Annotated in this window: 26 protein-coding genes and 1 tRNA gene; 18 read left to right on the plus strand and 9 right to left on the minus strand. The window is 72.2% G+C overall.

Annotated elements, in window-relative coordinates; genetic code table 11:
* Positions 1-278 (minus strand): helix-turn-helix domain-containing protein (locus BM419_RS29280; protein ID WP_139257159.1); only part of this gene is annotated, 278 nt, incomplete at its 3' end.
* A 68-nt stretch (positions 279-346) separates the two neighbouring features.
* Here BM419_RS29280 and BM419_RS29285 point away from each other — a divergent pair.
* Positions 347-874: a Ros/MucR family transcriptional regulator gene (locus tag BM419_RS29285; protein WP_091928510.1), complete on the plus strand. Its 528-nt coding sequence runs from the start codon at positions 347-349 to the stop codon at positions 872-874.
* A gap of 250 nt (positions 875-1,124) precedes the next feature.
* On the opposite strand, the gene BM419_RS29290 is transcribed toward BM419_RS29285, so the two are convergent.
* On the minus strand, positions 1,125-1,475 hold the full coding sequence (locus tag BM419_RS29290) for a hypothetical protein (RefSeq protein ID WP_091928497.1): 351 nt from the start codon (positions 1,473-1,475) through the stop codon (positions 1,125-1,127).
* Between the two features lie 416 nt (positions 1,476-1,891).
* On the opposite strand from BM419_RS29290, the gene BM419_RS29295 reads away from it, so the two are divergent.
* Positions 1,892-2,080, plus strand: coding sequence for a hypothetical protein (locus BM419_RS29295; protein WP_091928498.1), 189 nt, complete (start codon positions 1,892-1,894; stop codon positions 2,078-2,080).
* A gap of 542 nt (positions 2,081-2,622) precedes the next feature.
* Entirely contained in the window at positions 2,623-3,084 is a 462-nt protein-coding gene (locus tag BM419_RS29300; RefSeq protein WP_042669439.1) for a hypothetical protein, read from the plus strand.
* A 540-nt stretch (positions 3,085-3,624) separates the two neighbouring features.
* Here BM419_RS29300 and BM419_RS29305 read toward each other — a convergent pair.
* Positions 3,625-3,701: transfer RNA gene (locus BM419_RS29305), tRNA-Arg, on the minus strand.
* A gap of 177 nt (positions 3,702-3,878) precedes the next feature.
* Here BM419_RS29305 and BM419_RS29310 point away from each other — a divergent pair.
* The 3 genes from BM419_RS29310 to BM419_RS29320 all read left to right on the plus strand — a co-directional run bounded on the left by BM419_RS29310 (position 3,879) and on the right by BM419_RS29320 (position 5,945).
* Positions 3,879-4,970: an acyltransferase family protein gene (locus tag BM419_RS29310; RefSeq protein WP_091928499.1), complete on the plus strand. Its 1,092-nt coding sequence runs from the start codon at positions 3,879-3,881 to the stop codon at positions 4,968-4,970.
* A gap of 86 nt (positions 4,971-5,056) precedes the next feature.
* Complete coding sequence (locus tag BM419_RS29315; protein WP_056527282.1) at positions 5,057-5,476, plus strand: RNA polymerase sigma factor region1.1 domain-containing protein; 420 nt, start codon at positions 5,057-5,059, stop codon at positions 5,474-5,476.
* A gap of 79 nt (positions 5,477-5,555) precedes the next feature.
* On the plus strand, positions 5,556-5,945 hold the full coding sequence (locus tag BM419_RS29320; protein WP_042669436.1) for a phage holin family protein: 390 nt from the start codon (positions 5,556-5,558) through the stop codon (positions 5,943-5,945).
* Positions 5,946-6,124: 179 nt separating this feature from the next.
* Here the strand turns inward: BM419_RS29320 and BM419_RS29325 are convergent, their stop codons facing one another.
* Together BM419_RS29325 and BM419_RS29330 are read right to left on the minus strand one after the other, a co-directional pair.
* The gene (locus BM419_RS29325) at positions 6,125-7,831 is read right to left on the minus strand and encodes a sensor histidine kinase (protein WP_091928500.1); all 1,707 of its coding nucleotides are present in this window, start codon (positions 7,829-7,831) and stop codon (positions 6,125-6,127) included.
* A gap of 375 nt (positions 7,832-8,206) precedes the next feature.
* On the minus strand, positions 8,207-8,425 hold the full coding sequence (locus BM419_RS29330; protein WP_091928501.1) for a hypothetical protein: 219 nt from the start codon (positions 8,423-8,425) through the stop codon (positions 8,207-8,209).
* Positions 8,426-8,650: 225 nt separating this feature from the next.
* Between BM419_RS29330 and BM419_RS29335 the strand changes: the two genes are divergently transcribed.
* From BM419_RS29335 to BM419_RS29345, 3 genes are read left to right on the plus strand one after another with little or no spacing between them, the layout of a single operon-like run.
* Positions 8,651-9,922, plus strand: a complete 1,272-nt coding sequence (locus BM419_RS29335) for an MFS transporter (protein ID WP_091928511.1) — start codon at positions 8,651-8,653, stop codon at positions 9,920-9,922.
* Positions 9,919-10,725, plus strand: a complete 807-nt coding sequence (fhuF, locus tag BM419_RS29340; RefSeq protein WP_091928502.1) for a siderophore-iron reductase FhuF — start codon at positions 9,919-9,921, stop codon at positions 10,723-10,725. Before BM419_RS29335 ends, fhuF begins: the two co-directional genes overlap by 4 nt.
* Positions 10,726-10,738: 13 nt before the next feature.
* On the plus strand, positions 10,739-12,487 hold the full coding sequence (locus tag BM419_RS29345; RefSeq protein WP_056527267.1) for an ABC transporter ATP-binding protein: 1,749 nt from the start codon (positions 10,739-10,741) through the stop codon (positions 12,485-12,487).
* Positions 12,488-12,499: 12 nt separating this feature from the next.
* On the opposite strand, the gene BM419_RS29350 is transcribed toward BM419_RS29345, so the two are convergent.
* Complete coding sequence (locus BM419_RS29350; RefSeq protein WP_056527264.1) at positions 12,500-13,555, minus strand: LacI family DNA-binding transcriptional regulator; 1,056 nt, start codon at positions 13,553-13,555, stop codon at positions 12,500-12,502.
* A gap of 334 nt (positions 13,556-13,889) precedes the next feature.
* On the opposite strand from BM419_RS29350, the gene BM419_RS29355 reads away from it, so the two are divergent.
* Positions 13,890-14,570, plus strand: a complete 681-nt coding sequence (locus tag BM419_RS29355) for a DUF4142 domain-containing protein (RefSeq protein ID WP_091928512.1) — start codon at positions 13,890-13,892, stop codon at positions 14,568-14,570.
* Positions 14,571-15,269: 699 nt separating this feature from the next.
* On the plus strand, positions 15,270-15,491 hold the full coding sequence (locus BM419_RS29365) for a DUF6894 family protein (RefSeq protein WP_091928503.1): 222 nt from the start codon (positions 15,270-15,272) through the stop codon (positions 15,489-15,491).
* A 253-nt stretch (positions 15,492-15,744) separates the two neighbouring features.
* Here the strand turns inward: BM419_RS29365 and BM419_RS29370 are convergent, their stop codons facing one another.
* Complete coding sequence (locus tag BM419_RS29370; RefSeq protein ID WP_091928504.1) at positions 15,745-16,608, minus strand: SMP-30/gluconolactonase/LRE family protein; 864 nt, start codon at positions 16,606-16,608, stop codon at positions 15,745-15,747.
* A gap of 26 nt (positions 16,609-16,634) precedes the next feature.
* On the minus strand, positions 16,635-17,960 hold the full coding sequence (locus BM419_RS29375) for a sugar MFS transporter (protein ID WP_091928505.1): 1,326 nt from the start codon (positions 17,958-17,960) through the stop codon (positions 16,635-16,637).
* Between the two features lie 161 nt (positions 17,961-18,121).
* On the opposite strand from BM419_RS29375, the gene BM419_RS29380 reads away from it, so the two are divergent.
* Both BM419_RS29380 and BM419_RS29385 read left to right on the plus strand, forming a co-directional pair.
* Positions 18,122-19,285 (plus strand): aldose epimerase family protein, encoded by a 1,164-nt coding sequence (locus BM419_RS29380; protein WP_175556406.1) that lies wholly within the window; start codon positions 18,122-18,124, stop codon positions 19,283-19,285.
* On the plus strand, positions 19,282-21,081 hold the full coding sequence (locus BM419_RS29385) for an IlvD/Edd family dehydratase (protein WP_020094770.1): 1,800 nt from the start codon (positions 19,282-19,284) through the stop codon (positions 21,079-21,081). Before BM419_RS29380 ends, BM419_RS29385 begins: the two co-directional genes overlap by 4 nt.
* Positions 21,082-21,165: 84 nt before the next feature.
* Here BM419_RS29385 and BM419_RS29390 read toward each other — a convergent pair whose 3' ends face one another.
* Positions 21,166-21,879, minus strand: a complete 714-nt coding sequence (locus BM419_RS29390; RefSeq protein ID WP_244540912.1) for a FadR/GntR family transcriptional regulator — start codon at positions 21,877-21,879, stop codon at positions 21,166-21,168.
* 174 nt (positions 21,880-22,053) lie between these two features.
* On the opposite strand from BM419_RS29390, the gene BM419_RS29395 reads away from it, so the two are divergent.
* The 5 genes from BM419_RS29395 to BM419_RS29415 all read left to right on the plus strand — a co-directional run bounded on the left by BM419_RS29395 (position 22,054) and on the right by BM419_RS29415 (position 25,869).
* A complete protein-coding gene (locus tag BM419_RS29395; RefSeq protein ID WP_091928506.1) occupies positions 22,054-22,275 on the plus strand; it encodes a hypothetical protein in 222 nt (73 codons plus the stop codon).
* Between the two features lie 72 nt (positions 22,276-22,347).
* Complete coding sequence (araD1, locus tag BM419_RS29400) at positions 22,348-23,328, plus strand: AraD1 family protein (RefSeq protein WP_091928507.1); 981 nt, start codon at positions 22,348-22,350, stop codon at positions 23,326-23,328.
* 1 nt (position 23,329) lies between these two features.
* Positions 23,330-24,256, plus strand: coding sequence for a Gfo/Idh/MocA family protein (locus tag BM419_RS29405; protein ID WP_091928508.1), 927 nt, complete (start codon positions 23,330-23,332; stop codon positions 24,254-24,256).
* A gap of 71 nt (positions 24,257-24,327) precedes the next feature.
* Positions 24,328-24,627, plus strand: a complete 300-nt coding sequence (locus BM419_RS29410) for a hypothetical protein (protein ID WP_244540913.1) — start codon at positions 24,328-24,330, stop codon at positions 24,625-24,627.
* 21 nt (positions 24,628-24,648) lie between these two features.
* A complete protein-coding gene (locus BM419_RS29415; protein ID WP_091928509.1) occupies positions 24,649-25,869 on the plus strand; it encodes an IS256 family transposase in 1,221 nt (406 codons plus the stop codon).
* The last annotated feature ends 41 nt before the right edge of the window (positions 25,870-25,910 follow it).

The following is a 25,910-nucleotide window of genomic DNA, read 5'->3' on the forward strand; positions in this document are numbered from 1 at the left end:
TGCTCAGCCAGCCGGTCGCGCACCTCGCGCAGGAAAAGACGCGGCTCCTGCTTGGAGATCCTCAGGATCAGCCCGGCATGCGCCTCGATGCGCTTCGAGGTGTGATCGCCGCCCATCGGCTTGGGCGCGACATGGCCCTCTTGGTGGGCGCGCTGCGACCAGCGGCTGGCGCTGGAGACGCTGACCCCAAAGCGAGCCGCGGCTCGGTGGCACGAGGCTCCTGCCGCCACGGCAGCCACGACACGCTCGCGTAAGTCGACGGACAAAGGTGAAGGCATCGGCGTGCTCCTTCACCCACCAACGCGCTACCCGCCAACCCGTCTCAAGCGGCACGGGACCGGCTCTAATCGAGCTCACGGCCGATATCGTGTCCGCTTACGTCTCGAAAAACTCTGTGCCTACGTCCGAAATGCCGGCGCTTCTGTCCGCGATCCACGGCGCGCTCAACGGCTTGAACAACCCCGCCGCTCCGGCCGAGGCTAAGGTCGACCGCGCCACTCCGAGCCAGATCCGGAAGTCGATCAGCAACGACGCGCTGATCAGCTTCGAGGATGGCAAGTCGTACAAGACCCTGAAGCGGCACCTCAAAGGAGTGGGCCTTACCCCGGACGAATATCGGGCGAAGTGGGGCCTGCCGGTCGACTACCCTATGACCGCCCCGAGCTACTCCGAGATGCGCTCGGCCCTGGCGAAGAACACCGGCCTCGGCAACCTGCGCAGGAACGCAGCCCCGAAGGCTGCCGTCACCGACGAGAAAGTTGCGGAGGCGCCCAAGGCCCGAGGCCGGAAGAAGGTGGCCGAGCCTGCGGTCGCGCCGGCCGGGAAGCCTGTCCGCGCTCGCAAGGCGAAGAAGGCTGCTGTCGCCGCGGTGTGAATCTGCCTAGCGCGAGAGCGGTGGGAAGTCGCCAGCCCGCGCGCGGGTCTACCCAGCATCCCTCATGCGATGACCTCGAACCGCCCGGCTCCGGCCGCGGCGGCTTTTTCGTGTCGGTAGCCTCCCCCGAACGGGTGATGTCACGGCGCCCGCTACGCTGCTATCCCGTTACCGAGACTCACCACCTTCGGCCCCGCCGGCACCGCCGCGCGGGGCTTTTTCGCACTCTGCTCTGCTCTTCAGATGCGCTCTAATTGCAGGTCAACTTCCGGCCCTCGGCCATCCCGACCTTGCGGTAGTGTTCCAGACCGGACTTGATCGCCCGGCCTATGACCGCCCGGCGCACATCCGGATTGCAGCGCAGATACTCCTCCTCGTTGAACGCGTAGTCGCCACGCCCGCCCCGCGAGCCTCGGTCATAGTCCCGATCGTAGTCGCGGCGGTCACGATCGCCGTAGCCCCGATCTCCGTAGCCTCGGTCGCGGGGTCCATAGTCGCCGCGATCGTAGCCGTAGTCGCGCCCGCCGTATGGCTGTGCGAAGGCCGGAGCGGTTCCGCTGAGTAGCGCCAGGCCAAGGACGGTCGCTGAGATCACCTTCATGTCGTGCTCTCCGTTGTTGCGGGGCGTGAACGCTTTCAAAGATGGGTAGTTCGATTTGCCTGGGCGGGCGTCGGGTCCTCGCTTCCAGCGTCACTACCGTTGGGGGGGCTTGTCTTTCCCTGCTCCTAACCCACTCTCAGTTTCAGGTTTGGCGGGATTACTCCCTTGTCGGTGCCGAGCCTAAGAAGCCCGCCCGGTCCGCCGGCGCGGGCTTTTTCGTGCCTGGAATCCTGGCGCGGGACGGCTCGCCCGCCGGCATCCGCACGACACAGAAACCAAGGCCGGCCATTCTGTCGCCGGGCCGCGTTGCGTATGGGCTCCCGCAGGTAAGGCAATCGTATCCCATGCCGCCGCATAGCGAGCCGCTCGCTCCCACCACCCGAGGCGAAAAAGCTGGCCGGCTCGCAGCGAGCGAGATGATCAAGACGCTGAGCCCGCAGACAGGTAGCGTTCAGGGCCTCGTGCGCTGGGTCGAGGAGGTCGGCATCATCGTGGCCCAGGAGCATCTGAAAGCCGGCATGCTGCCCGCTGAAGTCCGGGCTTGGCACATCGGTTTCCAAGCGGGGATGAGCCTCGAGCTCGGAGATTTCATGCGCCGCTTTTGAACAGCCTCCTGACGCTCTCGAACTGATGCCTGCAACATTCCTGAAAGTATCTTCACGCTCAGCTTCCCAGAAAAGTTTGGTCATGAAAGTTTCGAAGATATCGAGGCGTGGTTAGATTTTCAGAAAAACCGTCTTAAGAGGCGGGCGAATCCGAATTAGTGCTCAGGTACTAACTGCTCAATGCATCCGGCGCCCGCTGGGATCACCAGCAGGCGCCTTTCCTGTGCGTGCCCCTTGTTGATAGTACGATAGGGCGCCTTGCTCTTATCTCGCCCCGTTACCCGCCGGTATGTCAGCAAGCCCCGCAATCGATCTTCCGCTCGCCGTCGCCTCCTGGCTTTCGCTCGATCGCTGGCTGCACGAGAATAGCCCACCGGTCTCGGGCGCCGCACGGGTCAGCCGAAACCCCTGACCGGTCTTTGCTTTCCGAACGTCGTCCACACCACTCCACCACGATTCCTCGCGCCGCGGCCGCCGTCGGTTGAAGCGCATCGCCGCCTCAGGCTTGTTCCGTATTCGTTCGCGAGCGGAGGGCCACCAGAATGGGGCGCCTGGGGGATGCGGGGCCCGGTCGGGTCTTCGTCGACTGCGCGGCCTGCAAGCGCTCGGGCCGCTACACCGTCGCCAGCCTGATTGACCGCTATGGGGCCGACACCTCGACGCTCGACCTGCTCCGGCACCTGACAGCCTCGTGCCACTACCAGCGCGCGCCCGGGGCGCCGCCCGCGCGGAAGTACGAGCACCTGTGCCTCGCGGCGATCACGCTGCCGCCAGCGCTCAAGCAAATCCCGCCGGTGCCGCCGGGCACCCCCTACACGATCGAGATCTGGGACCGGATCGGCGGCAAGCTCGAGTTGCACCTCGCCACGATCTACCCGCTGACCGCGGCGATCGCCGCATTCGAGGCCGCCTGCCTGGAATGGCCGACGAACGAGGTCACCCTGCGGGATCGGGCTCGGATCGTGCGGAAGCGGGAGCTGCCGCCGCGGAGCGCCACCGGGTGACATTCCGGCCTCACACGCGGCCTCGGGCCGCGACAACGGCTTGCCGCCGGAGCATCTACCCTAGAACGGCCGTATGCCGACGGCCACCTACCTCGCGCCGCGCGCTCGCCGCCGAACTCATGATGAGCGAGAGCACCGTGGACGATTACGTCCGACGGGGCCTCCTGCCGCCGCCGATACGCATCTCGCCCAGCTGCGTGCGCTGGCGACCGTGGACGCCATCCTCGGCCCCTGAGAACCCGAGATGGTCGGTTGAGGATCCGAGCCCAGAGGAGCGTGCGGCTTGCGCGATCGAGGCGTCGCGGCAGCCTACGCTTTCGGATCGAGCAGCCGCGGAGGGTGTCGCTCGGATACTCGCCGCCTCGAAAGAGCGGTCTCGGCCGACGAGGAAGGCTAAGGGCCGTTCAGCCGCCTAGCGATCACATTTGCGGTAACGCGATTTGGGACAGCACCGGCTCGGAAGAACGCACGATGCTTCCGCAGCGCTTCCGCGGCAATCTCTCAACCGCAGGGCTTAGCCCCCTAGGTCATTGAGAAGATTGGCGCACCCGACACGATTCGAACGTGTGACCTTTGCCTTCGGAGGGCAACGCTCTATCCAGCTGAGCTACGGGTGCTGGCCGTGGCCATTCCCTAGCCCAACCACGCCGGGAGCGCAACGGCGCCCGCACCGTCGCGTGCGGACGCGGGCGACGCGGCCAGATCTCCGGCGCGTGTTGCCCCGGCGTCCTTGCCTTCGCGCGCCGTTTCCCGGCCCCTGGGCGGCGGGCAGAGGCGTCGCGGAGCGGGTAGGGGTGGCGGAGACGACGGGCGGCCGGGATCCGCGGGCGAACAATTTCGGGTCCCTGCGCCTCCTGTTCGCGGGGCTGGTGATCCTCGCGCACGCCCCCGAGCTCGTGGACGGGAACCGGTCCCGGGAGTTGCTGACGCAGGTCTTCGGAACCCTGTCCCTGGGGGAGATCGCCGTCGACGGCTTCTTCCTCGTGAGCGGCTACCTGATCACCGCGAGCTACCGCGCCAAGCGCTCCTTCAGCGACTATCTCGCGCGGCGGGCGCTGCGGATCTATCCGGCCTTCGTGGTCGCGTCCCTGCTCTGCATCGCCGTCGTCGCGCCCCTCGGCGGCGGTAACCTCGCGGCCGCCTCGCCGCTCGAGACGCTGCTGCGGCTGTCGCTGCTGCTGATGCCGGTGGTCCCGGGCGCCTTCGCCGAGTTGCCCTACCCGCTGCTCAACGGCTCGATGTGGACCATTCCGTGCGAGTTCGGCTGCTACCTGCTGCTCGGCCTCGTGGGCACCGCCCGCGCCCTGCGCCGCCGCGGGCGCTATCTCGGCCTGCTCGGGGGGCTCGGCAGCCTCCTCGCCCTGCGCTGGCTCTTCCTGCCCGTCGGGCATCCGGGCGACACCCTCGGATCCCTGTCGGAGATGATCCGCCTCACCTTCGTGTTCTGCTGCGGCGGCGCCTTCCGGCTGTTCGCCGACCGGATCGCCTACACGCGGCGCGGCGCGACCCGCGCCGCCCTGCTGCTCCTGCCGCTGATGTTCAGCCGACCGCTGGCCGAGCCGGCCTTCGCGATCCTCGGCGGCTACCTAATCTTCTGGTTCGCCTTCGCGGTGCGCCCCACCGCCCTCAGCCGCGCCACCGCCCAGGTCGACCCGTCCTACGGGCTCTACCTCTACGCGTGGCCGGTGCAGAATCTGCTGGTCGCGCGGATCCCCGGCATCTCGCCCTGGACGGTCGCCGCCCTCGCCCTCGCGGCCGCCATCCCGCTCGGCCTGCTGAGCTGGTACCTGATCGAGCGGCCGATGCTCCGGTTCCGGCCGGGACCGGGCGGCGCGCGGCCGGAGCCCGGCGCGATCCCGGCGGCCGCGCCCGCCCTCGGGGCCTAGCGCCGGAACACCCGCGGCCGCCGGTAACCGGCGCCACCCCGGCGCGTTCTCGATGGACCATCGGGACGCGGCCGCGGAGGCGGGACATGACGCAGGCTCTGGATCGCGCGACGCTCGACCGGCTGGTCGCCCTCGGCCGCGACCGGGGCCTCCTCACCGCCGACGATCTGCGCGCCGCGCTGCCCGTCGAGCGGATGGACGTCGACGCCCTGGTCCTCGTGATGCTGGAGCTGGAGGCGGCGGGCGTGAGCGTCGAGCCGGAGGCCTTCGGCCCCCCGACGGACCGGGCGATCCCGGTCTCGGTCGCCCTCCCGGCGCCGCGGCCCGGCACGCCGCCGGTCCGGGCCGCGGAGGCGGGGCAGGGCGCGGCCTTCGCGGAGCCCGCATCCGCCGCGCCGGACGCCCCGGAGCCGGTCCCGGACGACGGCGCCGATGCCGGCCGGGCGGTCCTCCTAGCAGGCTTGGCGTCCGTACTGATCCTCGGCGCCCTGCTCCTGATGCTGTGAGCCACCGGCGCGGAACGCTTCGGGCCGCGGCCCCGTTGGCGAGAGCCGGCCGGTGACGGCCCCGAGGATTCTCGTATCCATGCGTCAGACCCCGGACGGAACCCTCGCCCTGCTGATCGCGGCCCTGCGCGAGGGCACGGCGCATGTCGAGGCGCTGCTCACGCTGGCGCGGACGGAGGTCGACGGCAATTTCCGGGCGATCGTGTCGCTGATCGCCATCGTCGGCACGATCCCGGTGCTGCTGATCGTCACCTTCTTCCTCGGCCTCGACGCCGTGGTGAAGCTGCTGGCCGTGCCGTTCGGTGCCGAGGCGCCGGCTGCGCTGATCGTCGCCGCACCGTTCCTCGTCATCGCGCTCGGCCTCGGCTGGATGGGCGCCCGCCGGATGGCGCTCTCGAACCTCGAGCCCTGGCGGACGTGGCGGCAGGTGAAGCGCGATGTCCAGGAGGTGACGCGCGCCGGCGCGTGATACCGGGACCGGAAAACCCAAAGGTATCAACGCGTTTCAGAGGAATGCTCGCGCGCGGCCTGAGCGCGGGTCGACCGCGCGCGACGCGCGGCGTGCGGAGGAGCGCGTTCAACCGATCTGCCAGGATCTGTGCTCAAAGCTCTGCTCTGACGACTGAATCCGTCCGAGCCGGTCTGCACCTAGCCCGTCGGCGCCAGCATGGTGCCGAGACCCGGATCGAGCGGGACGTCGAGGCGGCAGCGCAGGCCCTCGGCCTCGAAGGCGAGGTCGACGGTGCCGGCGAGTTCGCGCCGCACGCCGCCGGCGATCAGCCGCGTCCCGAAGCCCACCCGGGTCGGCGCCCGCACCGGCGGGCCGCCGCGCTCCTCCCAGCTGAGCCGCAGGCGCCGCTCCCCGGCCGCGCCGGCGGCGAGCGACCACGCCACCCGGACGCGGCCCTCGCGGACCGAGAGGGCGCCGTACTTGGCCGCGTTGGTGGTCAGCTCGTGGACCGTCATGCCGAGGGCCAGCACCTCGCGGGGGCTCAGCGACACGTCCGGCCCGTCCAGGCGGATCTGGTCGTCGCCGGTCCGGTAGGGTCCGAGCTCGCTCTCCAGCACCTCGCGCAGGGGGGCCCCGCTCCAGTCCTCGCGGGTCAGGAGGTCGTGAGTCTTCGACAGGGCCAGGATCCGCGCCTCCAGGACCTCCGCGGAGCCGCGGGACTGCCGGGCGAGGGCCTGGACGGTGGCCAGGGTATTCTTCACCCGGTGGTTCAGCTCGTGCAGCATCGTGCCCTGCTGCGCCTGCAGGGCGCGCCCGCGCTGGATCTCCGCGCGCAGCTCGGCGGTGTTGCGCTGGAGGGTGCCGGCCATGGCGTCGAGCTTGCTGCCGAGCCGGTCGAACTCCGCGGCCCCGCGCAGGCCGGTGCGGGCGGCGAGGTCGCCGGCCTGCCACGCCGCCGCGGTGCGCAGGAGCCGGTCGACCGGGCGGCGGATGAACACCCGCCCGGCCACGAGGGCGGCGGCGAGCGCCAGGGCCGCCCCCAGGGCGATCAGAACCAGCCCGCGGCGGGTGGCGGCGTCGATATCCGCGAAGGCGGTGGCGTAGTCGCGCCCGACGACGACGCGCACCCCGGCCAGCGGGCCGTTCGGCATCGCGGTGGCGATGATCCGCTTCCGGCCGTCGAGGCCGGCGGCGACGCGGACGTCGCTGCCCTGGGCCTCCAGCATGGCGGCCCGGTCGGGCGGGATCGGCCTGCCGATCCAGGCCGCCTCGTCCGGGCGGCGGGCGATGATCAGGCCGTCCCGGTCCGTCACGGTGATCGCCGTCTCCGGCTGATGAAGCGCCTGCTCCAGGTGATCGGAGAGCCAGTCGAGGTCGACGGCGGCAAGCAGGACGCCCGCCGGGGCCCCCGCCGACTCGCCGACATGGACGGCCCGGGCGAAGTGGATCGACGGCCGCTTCGTCTGGAAGCCGACCGCGTAGCCGCCCACCGCGTAGCCGCCCCGCTCCAGGGCGCGGCGGTGATAGGCCCGGCCGCGGCTCGAGTAGGAGCCCGCAGGCGCGCTGGCGCTGTCGCAGATCACGGCCCCGTCGGGATCGGTGAGGGCGATCAGCAGCACGTGCGGCAGCCGCGCGGCAGCCCGCCGCAGGTAGGCGGTGCAGGCCGCCGGCTCCCGCACCTGCACGGTGGCATCCTCGGAGATCAGGTCGAGGGCCTGCTGCATCCGCTCGGAGATCTGGGCGAAATCCTCCGCGACGTCCCGCGCGGTGGCGCGGGCGTCGGCCCGCACGGCCGCGTCGCGGCTCGCCCGCAGGGCGACCTCGTTGTAGCCCTGGATCGCCAGCGCCGGGGCGAGGGCGAGCAGGACGAGCAGCAGGATGCGGGTCGTCAGCGACAGCGGCATCGGCGGTCAGTCGCGACCGGCGATCGGCGCGGGCGCCCGCGCGGCCAGGGCCTCCACGGAGCACGGCTCGGTGATCATCCGAATCCCCGATTCGAGTCCGCAGGTGGCGAAGGTCGCGTTCTCGGCGGAGCTGGCGACGCGCAGGCCCCTCGGATCCGGCCGTCGCGGCCGCCGGGCAGGCCGACATGGCCGACCAGCAGCCCGGCCGCCGCGTCCGCGCCCATGGAGCGCCGCCGGATCGGGCGGATGCGATCGGCGCGCGCGTTGGCGGATTCGAGGGCCGGACGCCGTCTCATGTCGGCGTTGTTGCAGAACCGGTCGGCCCTTGCCAGTGCGCCGCGCGGTCGGGGCAGCGGGAGCGTGGGCCGGCTCGCCTCAGCGCCCGTGGGGCCGGCCGGCCTCCGGACGCAGGTGCAGGAAGCTGCGCTCGCCGGTCGCGGCCTCGGCCACGTGCTGGATCGTGTCGAGCAGATCGGACACGGCCCGCGGCCCGGCCGGCCGGAAGCCCGCCCTCGGCTCGACCCAGCGTCCCTGCGTGCGGTCCGCGGCGATCTGCGCCTCGCTCAGCGCGTCGAAATCCCGGCGTCGGGTCATGGCTCAGCCCTCCGCCGGGGACTCTGTCGGGGGCATGGTTGACGAAAGGTTAACGCCGGATCCGGCGGGGCGGCGCGCCGCGAATACCCGCCGGCTTGATCCCCGGCACAGGCCTCTCTAAACAGCGAAAACCGAGGTAAATCAATAGATTAGTGTGATTATAAACTGCGGTCTCCGGACCGGCCCGGATCGCGGCACCGGTCGAGGTACGGCGTGCGGGAGGCGATGACCGGTTCCGCCGGACCCGCCATCGGCACCCGGGTCGTCGACACCTTGGCGGCCCTGCGGCCGCTGGCGCCGTTCTTCTGCCTGTACGTGACCTTCGGGGCGACGCTCGGCTTCCTGTCCGGCGGGGCGCCGCTGATCCTGCGGGCGCGGGGCGTGGAGCTGGCCGAGGTCGGGCTGCTGCAGCTCATCAACCTGCCGGTCGGGCTCACCTTCCTGTGGGCGCCCCTGCTCGACCGGCTCCGCCTGCCGATCCTCGGCCACCGGATCGGCTGGATCGCGGCCGCGCAGGCCGCCTCGGTGCTCCTGCTGGTCGTCCTGAGCCTCGGCGAGGCTTGGCCGCTCCCGGCGCTGCTCGCCCTGGCGATCGCCGCCTGCGCCTGCGTGGCGACCATGGACATCGCCCTCGAGGCCCTGGTGGTCGAGACCGTGCCAGCGGAGCGGCGCGCCTTCGTGGCCTCGGCCAAGCTGTGCGGCGCCTCCCTCGGCGGGATCCTGGGGGTCGGCGTGCTGGTCGGCTCCTACGACAGCCTGGGCTGGCGCGGGGCGGTCCTGGCCTGCGCGGCCCTCGACGCCCTCTGCCTGCTGCCGATCCTGGGCTACCGGGAGTCGCGCCTGCGCGAGACCCGGAGCGCCGGTGCCGACACCGCGGCCGGTGCGGGCCCGGAACGCTGGTCGGGCTCCCTGGCGCGGCTGCGCCGCCTGGGCGGTCGCGTGCTGGTGCTCGGCGCCTACTTCGCCGCCTCCTACCTCGTGGGCGGGCCCAACACCCTGGCGCTCCTCGATCTCGGCGTCCCGCTCGGGCAGGTCGGCACGCTCACCGGCACCGTGCTCCCGGCCGTGAACCTCGTCATGGCGCTGGCGGCCGGATGGCTGGCCGCGCGGTTCGGCACGGTCCGGCTGATCGCCGTGGGGGCCCTCGGCGTCCTGGCCTCCGGGGGCCTGATGGTCGTCGCCTGCGCGGGCCGGGTGCCGGATCTCGGCATCACCGCCGCCGTGCTGGGCTTCGTCGCGGGCGGGTTCCTGGGCGTGCCGGTCTTCAACATGATCTACCGCTGGGCCCAGGGGCCGAAGCCCGCCACCGACTACGCACTCCTGTTCGGCGCCGCCTTCTTCGCCGCGATGCCGCTGCGGGTGGCGGCCCCGGCGCTCGCCGGCTGGATCGGCTGGCCGGGCTACTTCGCCACCACCCTGCCGCTCTACGCCGCCGCGGTGGCGTGGCTCGCCGTCGCCGTGGACCGGACCCTGCGCGACGACGGGGCGGCGCGATGATCGCCGAGGTCGCCACCCAGGTTCCCGACACGCTCGCGGCCTACCGGGACGGGGTCGCCGAGGGCCCAGGCGGCCCGGACGCGCTGCCCCTCGGCGCCCTGCGGGACGAGGCCGTGTTCGACGCGACGCTGGCCGCCTTCGGGGCCGGGTTCGGCGCGGAGTTCCGGACCGCCGACCCGCGGGTCCGGGTCTCCTACTGGAGCCAGTTCTACCTCGCGGCCCTGGCGACGCCGGCGCTGACCGCCCTGGTGCGCCTCGGCCGGCCGCTGCCGCTCGCCTTCGACGCGGTCAGCCTCGAGCTCGACGCGGCCGGCCGGCCACGCCGCTTCCGCCTGCCCGCGGACGGGTCGGCCTGCGCGGCCTGCCCGGCGCCCGGCCTGACCGGGCTGGTGGAGGCGCATCTGCGCCCGTTCGTCGAGCTCTGCCACGCCCGGTGCGGGATCGCCCCCAGGGTCCTCTGGGGCAACGCCGCGGTGATCCTCGACTACGTCGCCCGGGAACTCGGGGACCCGCTCGCCGGGCTGGCTGGGGACGGGGAGGGGGCCGGCACCACCTGCGCGAGCGCCTGTTCCACCACCTGCCCTACCGCCCGCGCCGCCGCCTGTGACGACGTCGCGGCCTGCCTCGGATGGCGCGCCGGCCCCGGCTGCGCTAGGAGCCCGCTCGAGAGTCCTCTTGCGCAGGCGCTCTGCCCGGGACCTTCGGGCTGCCGGCGGCGGCGCGTCTGCTGCCTGCGCCACCGCCTGCCGGGGGTGCCGTCCTGCGGCGCGCTCTGCCCCGTCGAGTGCGCCGCCCAACGTTGATCCGAGCCGCGCGATGCTGAAGGCCTTCCTCGCCTATTACCGGCCGTACCGGACGCTGTTCCTGGTCGATTTCGGCTGCGCGGTGCTGTCGGGCCTGCTGGAGCTCGGCTTCCCCATCGCCGTGAAGGGCTTCATCGACAGCCTGCTGCCCCGGCAGGACTGGGGCCTGATCCTGCTCGCCGCGGCCGCGCTGGCGCTGGTCTACGTCGCCAATGCCGGCCTGATGGTGGTGGTCACCTACTGGGGCCACGTGCTCGGCATCAACATCGAGACCACGATGCGGGCGCGGGCCTTCGACCACCTGCAGAAGCTCTCCTTCCGCTTCTACGACGGCCAGAAGACCGGCCACCTCGTGGCCCGGGTGACCAAGGACCTGGAGGAGATCGGCGAGGTCGCCCATCACGGGCCCGAGGACCTGTTCATCGCCGTGATGACGCTGTTCGGCGCCTTCGCACTGATGCTCTACGTCCACGCGCCGCTGGCGCTGATCACCGCGGCGATCCTGCCGCTGATCGCGTTCGTGTCGATCCGCTACGGCGGCCGCATGACCCGCAACTGGCAGGCCCAGTACGGCCGGGTCGGCGCCTTCAACGCGCGGATCGAGGAGAATGTCGGCGGGATGCGGGTGGTGCAGGCCTTCGCCAACGAGCCCCACGAGCGCGCCCTCTTCGCCCTCGACAACGCCCGCTACCGGGACACCAAGCTCGAGGCCTACCGGCTGATGGCGGCCGGCCTGTCGATCAACTACCTGGGCCTGCGCCTCGTCCAGATCGCGGTGCTGCTCGGCGGCGCCGCCTTCGTGGTCCGGGGCGACCTGACGCCCGGGGGCTTCGTGGGCTTCCTGCTGCTGGTGGGCGTGTTCTACCGGCCGCTGGAGAAGATCGGCGCCGTGGTCGAGACGTATCCGAAGGGGGTCGCGGGCTTCCGCCGTTACCAGGAACTGCTGGCCACCGAGCCCGACATCACCGACCGGCCCGGCGCCCGCGCGGTCGGCGCCCTGCGCGGCGACATCCGTTTCGAGGGGGTGGGCTTCGGCTACGGGCCCGGCCGCCCGGTCTTCGCCGGCCTCGACCTCGCGGTGGCGGCCGGCGAGACGGTGGCGTTCGTGGGTCCCTCGGGGGTCGGCAAGACCACCCTCTGCGCCCTGCTGCCGCGCTTCTACGAGGTCGAGGCGGGCCGCATCACCGTCGACGGGATCGACATCCGCGACATCACCCTGGCGAGCCTGCGCCGCCAGATCGGCATCGTGCAGCAGGACGTGTTCCTGTTCGCCGGCACGATCCGCGAGAACATCGCCTACGGTCGCCTCGACGCCGCAGAGGCCGAGATCGACGCCGCCGCGCGGCGCGCCCGTCTCGGCGGGCTGATCGACAGCCTGCCGGAGGGCCTCGACACCGTGGTGGGCGAGCGCGGCGTGCGCCTGTCGGGCGGCCAGAAGCAGCGCATCGCCATCGCGCGGGTCTTCCTCAAGAACCCGCCGATCCTGATCCTCGACGAGGCGACCTCGGCGCTCGACACCGAGACCGAGCGGGAGATCCAGCGGGCGCTCGCCGAGCTCGCCCGCGGGCGCACGACCCTGGTGATCGCCCACCGCCTCGCCACCATCCGGGACGCCGACCGCATCGTGGTCCTGGGGGAGGGCGGGGTCGCCGAGGAGGGCCGGCACGCGGCACTGCTGGCCGCCGGCGGCCCCTACAGCCGCCTGCACGCGGCGCAGTTCGGGCGCGGCGAATCCGGCGCGGGCGTCCTCGCGGCGGAGTGAGAGCCGGCCTCGCTAGGGTGCCGCCGGCGCACTCGACTCGCGCACGACGAGGCGCGCGGGGAACAGCGTCTGGGCAAGGTCGTCCGGCGGCCGCGTCCCCTCGATCAGTTCGACCAGCGTCGCGAAGGCGGACCGGACCATGTCGAGCACCGGGACATCGACCGAGGTCAGGCTCGGGATCGCGTAGGCCCCCTGGCTGAGGTTGTCGAAGCCGACGACGCGGATCTCCGCGGGGACCCGCACGCCGCCCTCGTGCAGCGCCCGCAGCACGCCGAACGCCACCCGGTCGCTGGCGGCCACGACGGCGTCCGGCCGGGCGCCGGGTCCGGCCTCCAAGAGAGCCCGCGCGGCCCGGTAGCCGCCCGCGGCGGTCCCGTCGCAGGAGACCACGAGGGCGTCGCGCAGGGGCAGCCCCGCCTCCGCGAGGGCATCCCGGTAGCCGCGGAACCGCTCGGTGGCGGCGGCGGGCCGGCGCGCGTCGCCCGCGAGCAGGCAGATCGACCGGCTCCCCGCCGCGATCAGGTGGCGGACGGCCCCGTGGACCGCGTCGCGCTCCGCCAGCGCGACGTAGTGCGTGCCAGGCACCTCCAGGCCGAACACCACGAACGGGCATCGCTTGGCCTGGAGCAGGCCGATCAGCGGGTCGTCCCGATCCTCGGCGAAGACCACGAGGCCGTCGACCCGGGCCTCGCTGACGAGGCCGGCGATCCGGCCCGGGCCGTCCGGGTCGTCGGCGCGGCGGCAGCGGTGGACCAGGGTGTAGCCCTGCCGATCGGTGACGGTGCCGAAGGTCCGGAGGACGTGGCCGTAATCGGCCGTCTCCCCCGGGCGCCCCCCGTCGGCGGCGGGCTCCGGCGCCGGAGCGAACACGCAGGCGATGCTGCGACTGGGCTTCTTGCGCAGGGACCGGGCGGCGAGGCTGGGCACGAAGTCCAGGTCGCGCATGGCCGTCTCGATGGTCTCGCGCGTGGTCCGGGCGACCTTCTGCGGGTGGTTCAGGACCAGCGAGACCGTCTGGAAGCTCACGCCGGCCCGTCGGGCGACGTCCTTGATCGTCGTCTGGCCCATCGTCACCTCGAGAGCCGGTCCGGATGGCCGCGCGCCCCGCGCGGCGCCGCCTCGTTCGGTGCGCCAATCTAGATCTGTATCGATCGGAGATAAAGCCGCGGGCCGGGCGGCGAAGACGGCGTATTCCCGCGCAAAGGCTGCGCAGGACCGGTCATTCGCGCGCGAAATCCGATCCATCCTGCGGTTTCTCGGTGCCCCGATCCCGCCGTTCGGACGGCCCGCCGGGCAGGAACCTTGTCCCCCCTGTGCGGTTCGCCGGGCAGCACCTCAAGCGATGATCGGGGCGTCGGGTGCCTCACCCAATCCGGATGCCACTCCCATGATGCACCGTCGCATGCACAGACGCGCTCTCCTCACCACGATGCTGGGCGCCACCGCGGCCCTGGCGGTCACCCGCACAGCCCTCGCGCAGGTCACACCGGCCGGCGCGATTCCGACCGGCGCCTATCTCCAGATGGCCACCAGCGGCGGCCTGTTCCTGGAGAACACGGCCCGCGACGCCCACGCGAAGACCACCAATCCCGCCGTCAAGAAGTTCGCCCGCGCGGAGGTGGTCGAACAGGTGAACCTCGCCCGCAAGATCAGCGCCTACACGGGCGGCGCCCCGATCCCGGGCGCGGCCGCGGCGGGCCCGGGTGGCCTGATCGGCGGCCTCGTCGCGGCGCCGGTGGCGGTGGCCGGCACGGCCGTGAATGCGGCGGGCAGCGTCGCCGGCGGTGTCGTCGGCGGCGTGCTCGGCGGACCGGCTCCGGCCCAGGGCATGACCACCGACGCGCAGAAGGCGCAGATCCTGGCGCAGCTCAGCGCCATGCCGCCGGGGCCGCAATACGACGCCACCTTCGTGAACGCCTCGCTCCAGGGCCATCAGGAGGCGCTGAGCATCCACGGCGCCTACGCCCGGTCGGGCGAGGATCCCGGCCTGCGCGCGATCGCCCGCGGCGCCCTGCCGCTGATCAACCTGCACATCGCCCGGCTCGACCGGATGCAGGCGATGATGGGCGCTCAGCCGGGGTGAGCGGCCGGACGACGGGGTCGGTGCGCCGCGCGGCGCACCGGCCTCCTCGCGGTTGTCTCGTAGTTGTCTCGCAATTGTCCCACCGGCCTCGAACAGGACCCCGTCAGCCGGCCCGATCGCGCAGGCGCCGCACCAAGCTGAGCAGCACGCCGCGGATATGGGATCGAAGCTGGGTGTTTTCTGCCATGGGACGCCGTTCGAAGCGCCGGATCGCGGCGCCTCGAGAAACACATCCCTTGGACGGACCGTTGCTACGTAAAAAGCGGGATCGTTGCCGCGGCCGAGCCGCAGAACCACCCTCCAAGGACGTAGCCCGTGGCCCGGATCGACGGCGCCCCGCGGCCCATATGATGGGACCGGATCGTCGACAGCACGCTCCTGATGTGCGCGCGCAGCTTGTCCTTGCGGAGCGCGGCCGTCTCGGCGCACGGGTCGGGCGGGTTGGCGGAGGTCGACATGTCACGGGGCCCCGGCTCAGGCGCGCCACCGCTCCGGGCCGTCGGACGACGGCGGGGGGACGCTGGAGATTCTTGTACTTGATAACGTGAGCGGAATCTCGGGCGGACGGCGCAGATCCGAGCAAACTCCATGTTTTAGATGCATTAAGGTTTATCCGACCGAAGACCTTTCCCAGTCGTGTATCGCACTACGTAGAGATATCCGGACGATCGCCGCGGGGCTGCAGCAGGGGGGAGGTCGGTGTCCGAGCGCCTCTACTTCGACCTCGAGAGCGGCGAGGAGACGATCCGGGACGACGACGGCGTGGAGGTCGGCAGCCTGGCCGAGGCCATGGCCGAGGCGCGCAGCGTCATCGCCGAGATGGCCGACGAGGTCTGCGCGGCCGATCCCGACCGGTCCTGGAGCTTGGTCGTGCGCGACGCCGCTGGGTACGCCCGCCACCGGCTGCCGATCCGGCGGTAGCGCCCGACAAGAAGCCCGCCGCGGCCTGGCCGGGCGGGCTTGAAGGTGATCTCGTCTCGGAGAAGGCCCGACCGTAGACCCGGCACGGGGCGACCGCATCCCCCATCCGGAGGACGCCGACGCACGATCCCGCGACCGCAGGCCCGCGACTGCCGACCCGCGACCGCCCGCCGCGGCAGCTCGGACGCCGGAGGACCCGCCCCGCTGGAGGAAAGATCTGCGCAGGGGACTCACGTCCTCGGCGCCGGGTCGGTCAGCCCGCGAAGGCGCGGGGCGGCAGGCCGGCGACGCCGACGTCGAGCTCGAACAGCGCGCCGGCCTCCGGCACGTGCTCGGCCCCCCGCGCCGCCGAGGTGACGAACAGCCGGTCGAGGCCGGGACCCGCGAAGGCGCAGCTCGTGATGTTGGGGGCGGGCAGGGGGATCGCGCGCAGCAGGCGCCCCGCGGGATCGAAGCGGCTGAGCCGGCCGCCGCCCCAGTGGGCGATCCACAGGCAGCCCTCTTCGTCCGTGGTCATGCCGTCGGGCCAGCCCCAATCGTCGGGGAAGCGCAGGAAAGGCCGCTTGCCCGTCAGCGCCCCGTCGGCGGCGAGGTCGAAGGCGTAGACCGTCCGGGCGGCGCTGTCGCTGTGATAGAGGATCCGGCCGTCGCGGCTGAAGGTCGGCCCGTTGGCGACGCCGTAGCTGGTATCCATCCGCCGCCACGTCAGGTCCGGGTCGAGCCGATGCAGGGCGCCCGACACCACGGTCTCGGCCTGGTGCATGCTCCCGGCCCAGATCCGGCCGGCGTCGTCGACCTTGGCGTCGTTCAGGCGGTTGTCGGGATCGTCGGGCTCGGGGTCGCCGATCGGCGCGAGGCGGTCGGCCTCCAGGTCGTAGGTCGCGAAGCCGCTCTTGAGCCCGACGACGAAGTCGCGCCGGCCAGCGCGGGGGATGATCCAGCCGAGCGGTTCCGGGAACGGGCGCGTGCCCACGGCGCCGTCGGCGAGGTCCAGCCAGTTCAGGGCCGGCGCCTCGATATCGACCCAGAACAGCACGCCCCGCTCCGGAACCCAGATCGGGCCCTCGCCGAGCCGGTCGCGCCGGGGCCGGTCGAGGATGCGGATCCGCGGGTCCATGGCGGGCTCCCCGATCTGGCCGACGCTCAGGCGCCGGCCGGCCGCGCTGCGGCGCCGGTCCTGCAGCCCCAGAGCGCGTAGAACAGGACGTAGAGCTCGCAGGCGGCGGTGATCAGGAAGGAGTGCTGCAGCCCGTACCGGTCCGCCGCCCAGCCCTGCACCACCACCAGCGACCCGCCCGCGATCGCCATGATCAGCAGCCCGGCGCCCTCCTCGGTGAGCGGACCGAGGCAGCGGATGCCCAGGGTGAAGATCGTCGGGAACATGATCGCGTGGAACAGGCCGACCGAGATCAGCGCCCACAGGGCGAGGTGGCCGGTCGCGAAGGTCGCCACCAGCATCACCGCGCAGGCGCCGATCGCCGCGCCGGCCAGCACGGTCTCGGCCGGGCGTCGCTGCATCAGGTAGCTGCCGACGAAGCGGCCGACCATCATGCCGCCCCAGAGCAGGAACAGGTAGCGCGAGGCCTGGGCGTGGGTCAGGTCGCCGATCTCGGGCTGCGACACGAAGTTGATGAACAGGTTCGACACCCCGATCTCGGCGATCAGGTAGATGAAGATCGCCGGCACGCCGAGCACGAGGTTGCGGTGGCGCCAGAGCGACAGGCCGGCGCGCTCGGCCCTGGCGGCCCGGGCGGTGATGCCGCCGGAACCGCTGATGGCGGGCAGCGGGAAGCGGGCGATGACCGCGGCGAGGACGACGAGCACCACCGCCACGATCAGGTAGGGCAGCTGCACCGACTGCGCGTCGGCCAGGCGCTCGGCCGGGGTCAGGGTGGCCCCGGCGGCGGCGTTGCCCGAGGCCGAGCGGCCGAGGATCAGGTAGCCGCCGAACAGCGGCGCCAGGGTCGTCCCGAGGGAATTGAACGCCTGCACGAGGTTGAGCCGCGCCGGGGCGCTCTCGGCCGGGCCGACCACCGCCACGTAGGGGTTCGCGGCGACCTGCAGGAGGGTGATGCCGCTGGCGATCACGAACAGGGCCGTGAGCGTGATCGCGTAGGAGACCCGGTGGGCGGCCAGGATCATCCCGAGCGTGCCCAGCGCCATGATGCCCAGTCCCGTCACCAGGGCGCGCTGGTAGCCGACGCGCTCGATCAGCTTGGCCGCCGGGATCGAGGCGACGAAGTAGGCGATGAACCAGACGGACTCGATCAGCGTGGTCTGCGTGTAGTCGAGGTCGAACACGCTGCGCAGGTGCGGCAGCAGCGTGTTGTTGATGACCGTGATGAAGCCCCACATGAAGAACAGGCTCGCCAGCAGCGACAGGGCCGGGCGGTAGCCGCCCCGGTCGCGCGCGGCCTCCGCCCCCGTCCGGGGCGCCGCGGTCCCCGCGGTCGCGATCGGTCCTGCCATCCGGCGTTGTCCTCTGCCTCTCGGGCCGCCTTGTCGGGGTCCCGTGTTGTTCCTTTTATTTGTCTGAGTATATATCGGGCTCGCGGACGTCAACCGCGAGTCCCGTCGCGGTCCGGCGCACGACCGGCGCGGCGGGCGGAATCACGAAGGGGGAGAGCGCGATGCGTGGAGTGGGATCCCTGGCGCTGTGGGCCTGTGCGGCCCTGCCGGGCCTGACGCCGGCACCGGCCCGGGCGGCCGAGCCGACCCGGGCGGTGTTCGGCACGCTGCCGGACGGCCGGACGGTGGAGGAGGTGACGCTGACGAACGGCAAGGGCGTCACGGCGCGGATCCTGTCGTGGGGGGCGCTCCTGCGGAGCCTCGACGTGCCGGACCGCTCCGGCAAGGCCGCAGACGTCGTGCTCGGCTACAACGACCTCGCCTCCTACCTGGCCAAGGGCAACTATTTCGGCGCGAGCGTCGGGCGCTACGCCAACCGCATCCGCGCCGGGCGCTTCACCCTCGACGGCCGGACCTACACGCTGGCCACCAACGACGGCCCGAACGCCCTGCACGGCGGCGCGTCCGGCTTCGACAAGCGGCTCTGGACGATCACCGCGGTCAAGGGCGGCGCGGCCCCCTCGGTCACCCTGCGCTACGTCAGCCCGGACGGCGAGGAGGGCTATCCCGGCACGCTGACGGCGACCGCCACCTACGCGCTGGACGAAACGAACACGCTCACGGTCACCTACGAGGCGACGACCGACAAGCCGACGATCGTCAACCTGACCAACCACAGCTTCTTCAACCTCGCGGGCGAGGGCTCGGGCCGCTCGATCCTCGACCAGATTCTGACCATCCCGGCGGAGCGCTTCACGCCGGTCGACGCCACCCTGATCCCGACCGGGGCGCACCTGCCGGTGGCCGGCACGCCCTTCGACTTCCGCGAGCCCGCGGTGATCGGCGCGCGGATCCGCGACGGGCGGGACGCGCAGATCGTGCGCGGGCGCGGCTACGACCACAACTGGGTCGTGACCGACGCGCCCACGGCCGAGCCGCACCCGGTGGCGCGGGTCGAGGATCCGGGATCGGGCCGCATCCTCGACTTGGCGAGCAACCAGCCAGGCCTCCAGTTCTACGCCGGCAACTTCCTCAACGGGACCGCGGTCGGTAAGTCCGGCCTCGCCTACCGCCAGTCGGACGCCCTGGCGCTGGAGCCGGAGCTCTTCCCCGACACGCCGAACCAGCCGGCCTTCGGCTCGGCCCGGCTCGATCCCGGCAAGACCTACCGGAACGTGATCACCTACCGCTTCTCGACCAGCCCCGCCCACCGGACCCAGAAATGACCGACCGACCGATTGCACGGCCCCTGCGCTCGCGCGCGTGGTTCGACAACCCCGACAATATCGACATGACGGCGCTCTACCTGGAGCGCTACCTGAACTTCGGCCTCAGCCTGGAGGAGCTGCGCTCGGGCAAACCGATCATCGGCATCGCCCAGACCGGCTCGGACCTGTCCCCGTGCAATCGCCACCACCTCGTCCTCGCGGAGCGGATCCGCGAGGGCATCCGCGAGGCGGGCGGGATCGTCCTGGAGTTTCCCGTCCACCCGATCCAGGAGACCGGCAAGCGGCCGACCGCGGGCCTCGATCGCAACCTCGCCTATCTCGGGCTCGTGGAGCTGCTCTACGGCTACCCCCTCGACGGGGTCGTGCTGACCACGGGCTGCGACAAGACCACCCCGGCCTGCCTGATGGCGGCCGCCACCGTGAACATCCCGGCCATCGCCCTGTCGGTGGGGCCGATGCTCAACGGCTGGTTCAAGGGCCAGCGCACCGGATCCGGCACGATCGTCTGGAAGGCCCGCGAGATGCTGGCGGCCGGCGAGATCGACCACGACGGCTTCATCAAGCTGGTGACCTCGTCGGCGCCCTCGACCGGCTTCTGCAACACGATGGGCACCGCCACCACGATGAACACGCTGGCCGAGGCGCTCGGCATGATGCTGCCCGGCTCGGCCGCGATCCCGGCGCCCTACCGCGACCGGCAGGAGGCCGCCTACCTGACAGGCAAGCGCGTCGTCGCCATGGTGGCCGAGGACCTGAAGCCCTCCGACATCCTGACCCGCGACGCCTTCCTCAACGCCATCGCGGTCAATTCCGCGATCGGCGGCTCGACCAACGCGCCGATCCACCTCGCGGCGATCGCCCGCCACATGGGGGTCGCGCTCGACATCGCGGACTGGCAGACCCACGGCCTCGACGTGCCGCTCCTCGTCAACCTGCAGCCGGCGGGCGCCTATCTCGGCGAGGATTACTACCGCGCCGGCAGCTTGCCCGCGGTGGTGGCGCAGCTCATGCGCCGCGGCCTGATCCGCGAGGGCGCCCTCACCGTGAACGGGCGCACCCTCGGCGACAATTGCCGCGGCGCCGCGATCGAGGACGAGGACGTGATCCGGCCGATCGACCGGCCGCTCAAGGAGGCGGCGGGCTTCCTGGTTCTGCGCGGCAACCTGTTCGACGCCGCGGTGATGAAGACCAGCGTCATCGGCGCGGAGTTCCGCAGCCGCTACCTGTCGAACCCGGAGGATCCGGACGCCTTCGAGGGTCCCGTCGTGGTGTTCGACGGGCCGGAGGATTACCACGCCCGGATCGACGACCCGAGCCTCGGCATCACCGAGGAGACCTTGCTGGTCATGCGCGGGGCCGGGCCCGTGGGCTATCCGGGGGCGGCCGAGGTGGTGAACATGCGCCCGCCCGCGCAGCTGATCCGGGCCGGCGTGCACGCGCTGCCCTGCCTCGGCGACGGGCGCCAGTCCGGCACCTCCGGCTCGCCGTCGATCCTCAACGCCTCGCCCGAGGCGGCGGCCGGCGGCGGCCTCGCCCTCCTGCGCACCGGCGACCGAGTGCGGATCGACCTGCGCCGCGGCACCGCCGACATGCTGGTCGACGCCGACGAGATCGCGCGGCGGCGCGCGGCCCTGGAGGCGGCGGGCGGCTACGCCTATCCGGCCTCGCAGACCCCCTGGCAGGCGATGCAGCGCGCCGCGGTGGGGCAGATGCACACCGGGGCCATCCTGGAGGGCGCCGAGGCGTTCCAGCGCATCGCGCAGACGCGGGGCGTGCCGCGCGACAACCACTGAGGCCACTCGGGCCACTCGGGCCACTCGGGCCACTCGGGCCACTCGGGCAATGTCCGGGCCGGCGGCGCCCCGCCGCCGGCACCGTCAGGGCCGCATCGCCAGCTCGGTGTCGGCGAGGGCGAGGCGGACCAGCTCGGTCATCGTCGCGCGGGCGGCGTCCGGGTCGCCCGCCACGATCGCGTCGTAGAGGGCACGGTGATCCGGCATCGGGTCCCGGGGCAGGCCCTGGCGGCGGTGCTTGAAGATCGTTGTCCACGTGACCGCGGCGGCGATGGAGCTCGACAGGGCGATCAGCGCGCCGTTGCGGGCCGCTTCCAGGATCGTGTTGTGGAAGGCCTGGTCGGCGGCCCGCCCGGCCTCGGTGGCGAGGCCGTGGCGGCCCATCTCCTCCAGGGCGTGGCCCATCCGGGCGATGTCGAGGCCCGAGCGCCGCGCGGCCGCGAGCGCGGCCGCGGCCGGCTCGACGATGATCCGCAGCTCGAACAGGTCGCGGATGAAGGACTCGCTCGGCTCCGACTCGAAGGCCCAGGCCAGGATGTCGGGATCGAGCAGGTTCCAGCGGCTGCGCTGGCTGACGCGGGTGCCGGTGCGCGGGCGGCTCTCCACGAGCCCCTTCGCGCTCAGGATGCGGATCGCCTCGCGGTAGGCGGTGCGCGAGACATTCAATTTCTCAGAGAATTCGATCTCGCCGGGCAGCACGTCTCCGGGCGCGTAGCGGCCGCCGAGGATCGCCGCGCCCAGAGCGCGGGCGACCGAGCCGTGGATGCGGCGCGACCCCGAGGCGAGGGGCAGCGTCACGTTCTCCGAGCTCCGCTCCTGCCTCACCGCATCCACCTCCGGTCCGGGCCACCGGGTCGGGGCAGGAACGGCGTGATCGTATCCTGAAGTTGTAGGAGCGCAAAGAGGAACGCCCGCCGCACCGAAGGCGCGGCCGCGCTTGCGGCCGGAGGCGAACTGCTCTAGCCCAATTGTATGAGTAGTGAATCGACAGGATCCGTCACGGTCCGCGGCAGCGTCCGGGTCGGCGCGGGGGTCGCCCCCGCGATGGTGCAGGGCGGTCCGTTCCCGGCGACCTCGGGCGGCCGCGACGGCGCGGTCGGGCCGCTGGCGACCGAGCGGATGCCGCGCCCAGTCCTCCACCGGGACCTGGCGCGCCGGATCGACGGCGCTCGCGCCCCGCAACCCGGCCACTGACGGGCCGCCGCGCGACCCTCGACGGCCGCGCGTTCAGGACGCCCCGAAGCGGTCGTCCCCGGGAGGACACAGATGGGACGATCACTCCTACAATTTTGCGCCGCCGACGAGCAGCGCGGCGTCGCGCTGCTCGTCGGCGGCCGGGCGCGGCGGGTGCTCGGCGTCGACAGCGTGCTGGCCCTGGCGCGGAGGGCCCTCGCCGCGGGGGACGATCTGGCCGCGACGGCGGGGCGCGCGGGGTTCGGCGCGCCCGTCGATCTCGACGCGGTCCGGCTCCTGCCGCCCGTCGATCACGCCGATCCCGCGCACCTCCTGCTGAGCGGCACCGGCCTGACGCATCTCGGCTCCGCCGAGGGCCGCGACGCGATGCACCGCGCGGCCGCGACCGACCCGGCGCCAACCGATTCGATTCGCATGTTCCGGATGGGCGTCGAGGGCGGGAAGCCGGCGCCGGGCGAGACCGGCGCGCAGCCCGAGTGGTTCTACAAGGGCGACGGCTCCGGCCTCGTCGCCTGCGGCGAGCCGCTGATCTCGCCGGCCTTCGCCCGCGACGGCGGCGAGGAGCCGGAGATCGCCGGGATCTACCTGATCGACGCCGACGGAACGCCGGCGCGCCTCGGCTTCGCCCTGGCGAACGAGTTCTCCGACCACGTGACCGAGCGCGGCAACTACCTGTGGCTCGCCCATTCCAAGCTCCGCCCGGCCGCCCTCGGCCCGGAGCTGTGGCTCGGTGCCCTGCCGCCGGACGTGCGCGGCACGAGCCGCATCCTGCGCGACGGAGCCGTGCTCTGGGAGAAGCAGTTCCAGTCCGGGGAGGCCAACATGTCCCACAGCATCGCCAATCTGGAGCTGCACCACTTCAAGTACGCGCCGTTCCGGCGCCCCGGCGACGTGCACGTCCACTTCTTCGGGACCGCGACCCTGTCGTTCAGCGACGGCGTCGCAACCCGGCCGGGCGACGTGTTCGAGATCGCGGCGGCGCCGTTCACGCTGCCCCTGCGCAACCCGCTGGCGATCGCGCCGGCGGACGCGCCGTCCGTGCGGGTGCTCTGACATGGCGGCCCCGATCCGCATCGGCCTCGTGGGCGTCGGCAAGATCGCCCGCGACCAGCACCTGCCGGCCATCGCCGCCTCGCCGGACTACGCGCTCGTGGCGGTGGCGAGCCGGCACGGCGGCCTCGACGGGGTGCCGAGCTACGGCAGCCTGGAGGCGATGCTGGCGGCGCACGGCGACCTCGACGCCGTCGCCCTGTGCCAGCCGCCGCAGGCGCGGTGCGCGGCGGCCGTGGCGGCGATCGCGGCCGGACGCCACGTCTTCCTCGAGAAGCCCCCGGGCGCGACGCTGGCCGAGGTCGGGCTCCTTGTCGCGGCCGCGCGGGACCGGGGCGTGAGCCTTTTCGCGAGCTGGCACTCCCGCTACGCGCCGGGGGTGGAGCCCGCCCGCCGGTGGCTGTCGGGCCGCAGGATCCGGTCGGTGGCGATCGCCTGGCTGGAGGATGTCCAGCACTGGCACCCGGGCCAGGACTGGATCTGGGACGCGGGCGGGATGGGCGTGTTCGATCCGGGGATCAACGCCCTGTCGATCGCCACCCACATCCTGCCGCCGTTCTTCCTCACCGGCGCGACCCTGTCGGTCCCGGCGAACCGGCAGGCGCCGATCGCCGCCGACCTGCACTTCGCGGACGTCGCCGGCACCCCGATCCGCGCCCGGTTCGACTGGCGCCAGACCGGGCCGCAGACCTGGGACATCCGCGTCGAGACCGACGACGGCCCCCTGGTCCTGTCGCGGGGCGGGGCCGCCCTCACGATCGCCGGCCGCGACCAGCCGCTCCCGCCCGAGGCGGAGTACCGCGGCCTCTACGACCGCTTCGCCGCCCTGGTCCGCTCCGGCACCAGCGACGTCGACCTGAATCCGCTGATCCACGCCGCCGACGCCTTCATGCGCGGCGAGCGCCGCACGGTGGAGGCCTTCACGGACTGACCGGGAGGCCCCCTGCGGGACACGAACGCGACAGAGCCAGGCAAGGCCGCGCGGTTAAGGGGGAGTCACACATGGGAAAGCATCGGGGAAAGCATTGGCGATGGGCCGCGCTCGCGTTCTGCGCCGCGTCGGTCACGGCGGGCGCGCGCCCGGCGGTCGCGCAGGTCGAGGCGACGGCCCCGGACGGGGGACCGTCCCTGGTCAATCCGGGACCGAAGGCGAGCCCGGCGCAGAAGGCCCGGTATCGGGCGAACCGCGCCCGGCGGCGGGTCATCCGGGAGGCGCGGAGCTTCTCGGGCGCCAGCAGCGCCGCCGCCAGCCTCGACGTGCAGGGCGGGACTGTCGGGAATTTCGTGTGCGGGCGGCCATAGTGGATCCGATGGAGGTTCCCGATGGCACGACGCAAAGCACCCCGTATCCCTGACGCGCTCCTGGATCAGCTCCTGGCCGGGGCCGATCCGAAGACGGCGTTCGAGGCCGATGGCCTGCTGCACGAGCTGAAGAAGGCCCTGGCCGAGCGGGCGCTCAACGCCGAGATGGATCACCATCTGGCGGGCGAGGATGCTGGCAATACGCGCAACGGCTACGGCCGCAAGACGGTCACGACCGAGACAGGCCGGATCGAGCTTTCGATCCCGCGCGACCGGCAGGCGACATTCGATCCGCAGCTGATCGCCCGCTATCAGCGCCGCTTTCCCGGCTTCGACGACAAGATCGTGTCGCTGTACGCCCGCGGCATGAGCACCCGGGAGATCGTTGGGCACCTGCGCGAGCTCTACGGCATCGAGGTCTCACCCGACTTGATCAGTGCGGTGACCGACGCGGTGCTGGAGGAGGTCGCCGCCTGGCAGGCCCGGCCGCTGGAGCCGGTCTACCCGATCGTGTTCTTCGACGCCCTGCGGATCAAGGTGCGCGACGAGGGCGTGGTCCGCAACAAGGCCGTGCACATCGCGCTGGGCGTGCGCGCCGACGGATCCAAGGAGATCCTCGGCCTGTGGCTGGAGCAGAACGAGGGCGCCAAGTTCTGGTTGCGGGTCATGAACGAGCTGAGGAACCGCGGCGTCGAGGACGTGCTGCTGGCCGTGGTCGACGGCCTGAAGGGCTTCCCCGACGCGATCCGGGCGGTCTTCCCCGAGGCGCTGGTCCAGACCTGCATCGTCCACCTGCTGCGCTACAGCCTCGACTTCGTCTCCTACAAGGACCGCAAGGCCGTGGCGGCGGCGCTGAAGGACATCTACCGCGCGCTCGATGCCGCAGCCGGCGAGGCGGCGCTGGCGGCCTTCGAGGCGAGCGAGTGGGGCCGGCGCTACCCGGCCATCGCCCAGAGCTGGCGACGGGCCTGGGGCGAGGTGATCCCGTTCTACGCCTTCCCCGGCGAGGTGCGCCGGATCCTGTACACGACGAATGCCATCGAGGCCCTGAACGCCACGCTGCGCCGAGCTGTGCGCGCCCGCGGGCACTTCCCGACCGACGAGGCCGCGCTGAAGCTGCTCTACCTAGTCTTGAACCGCTCCGAGAAGGCGTGGAAGATGGGCCCGCGCGAGTGGGTCATGGCCAAGGCGCAGTTCGCCGTCATCTTCGGCGAGCGCTTCACCCGGGCCATGGCGGCCTGATGTTCAATCCGCCGCCCGCACACGGAATTCCTGACAGTCCC

Source organism: Methylobacterium sp. yr668 (assembly GCF_900116245.1).
GTDB lineage: Bacteria > Pseudomonadota > Alphaproteobacteria > Rhizobiales > Beijerinckiaceae > Methylobacterium.

Excerpts from the sequence above, each read along its gene's own strand:
- BM419_RS29290 (WP_091928497.1), bottom strand. The coding sequence starts at position 1,475 with ATGAAGGTGATCTCAGCGACCGTCCTTGGCCTGGCGCTACTCAGCGGA.
- BM419_RS29295 (WP_091928498.1), top strand. The coding sequence starts at position 1,892 with ATGATCAAGACGCTGAGCCCGCAGACAGGTAGCGTTCAGGGCCTCGTG.
- BM419_RS29300 (WP_042669439.1), top strand. The coding sequence starts at position 2,623 with ATGGGGCGCCTGGGGGATGCGGGGCCCGGTCGGGTCTTCGTCGACTGC.
- BM419_RS29315 (WP_056527282.1), top strand. The coding sequence starts at position 5,057 with ATGACGCAGGCTCTGGATCGCGCGACGCTCGACCGGCTGGTCGCCCTC.
- BM419_RS29320 (WP_042669436.1), top strand. The coding sequence starts at position 5,556 with ATGCGTCAGACCCCGGACGGAACCCTCGCCCTGCTGATCGCGGCCCTG.
- BM419_RS29325 (WP_091928500.1), bottom strand. The coding sequence starts at position 7,831 with ATGCCGCTGTCGCTGACGACCCGCATCCTGCTGCTCGTCCTGCTCGCC.
- BM419_RS29330 (WP_091928501.1), bottom strand. The coding sequence starts at position 8,425 with ATGACCCGACGCCGGGATTTCGACGCGCTGAGCGAGGCGCAGATCGCC.
- BM419_RS29335 (WP_091928511.1), top strand. The coding sequence starts at position 8,651 with ATGACCGGTTCCGCCGGACCCGCCATCGGCACCCGGGTCGTCGACACC.
- fhuF (WP_091928502.1), top strand. The coding sequence starts at position 9,919 with ATGATCGCCGAGGTCGCCACCCAGGTTCCCGACACGCTCGCGGCCTAC.
- BM419_RS29345 (WP_056527267.1), top strand. The coding sequence starts at position 10,739 with ATGCTGAAGGCCTTCCTCGCCTATTACCGGCCGTACCGGACGCTGTTC.
- BM419_RS29350 (WP_056527264.1), bottom strand. The coding sequence starts at position 13,555 with ATGGGCCAGACGACGATCAAGGACGTCGCCCGACGGGCCGGCGTGAGC.
- BM419_RS29355 (WP_091928512.1), top strand. The coding sequence starts at position 13,890 with ATGCACAGACGCGCTCTCCTCACCACGATGCTGGGCGCCACCGCGGCC.
- BM419_RS29370 (WP_091928504.1), bottom strand. The coding sequence starts at position 16,608 with ATGGACCCGCGGATCCGCATCCTCGACCGGCCCCGGCGCGACCGGCTC.
- BM419_RS29375 (WP_091928505.1), bottom strand. The coding sequence starts at position 17,960 with ATGGCAGGACCGATCGCGACCGCGGGGACCGCGGCGCCCCGGACGGGG.
- BM419_RS29380 (WP_175556406.1), top strand. The coding sequence starts at position 18,122 with ATGCGTGGAGTGGGATCCCTGGCGCTGTGGGCCTGTGCGGCCCTGCCG.
- BM419_RS29385 (WP_020094770.1), top strand. The coding sequence starts at position 19,282 with ATGACCGACCGACCGATTGCACGGCCCCTGCGCTCGCGCGCGTGGTTC.
- BM419_RS29395 (WP_091928506.1), top strand. The coding sequence starts at position 22,054 with ATGAGTAGTGAATCGACAGGATCCGTCACGGTCCGCGGCAGCGTCCGG.
- araD1 (WP_091928507.1), top strand. The coding sequence starts at position 22,348 with ATGGGACGATCACTCCTACAATTTTGCGCCGCCGACGAGCAGCGCGGC.
- BM419_RS29405 (WP_091928508.1), top strand. The coding sequence starts at position 23,330 with ATGGCGGCCCCGATCCGCATCGGCCTCGTGGGCGTCGGCAAGATCGCC.
- BM419_RS29410 (WP_244540913.1), top strand. The coding sequence starts at position 24,328 with ATGGGAAAGCATCGGGGAAAGCATTGGCGATGGGCCGCGCTCGCGTTC.
- BM419_RS29415 (WP_091928509.1), top strand. The coding sequence starts at position 24,649 with ATGGCACGACGCAAAGCACCCCGTATCCCTGACGCGCTCCTGGATCAG.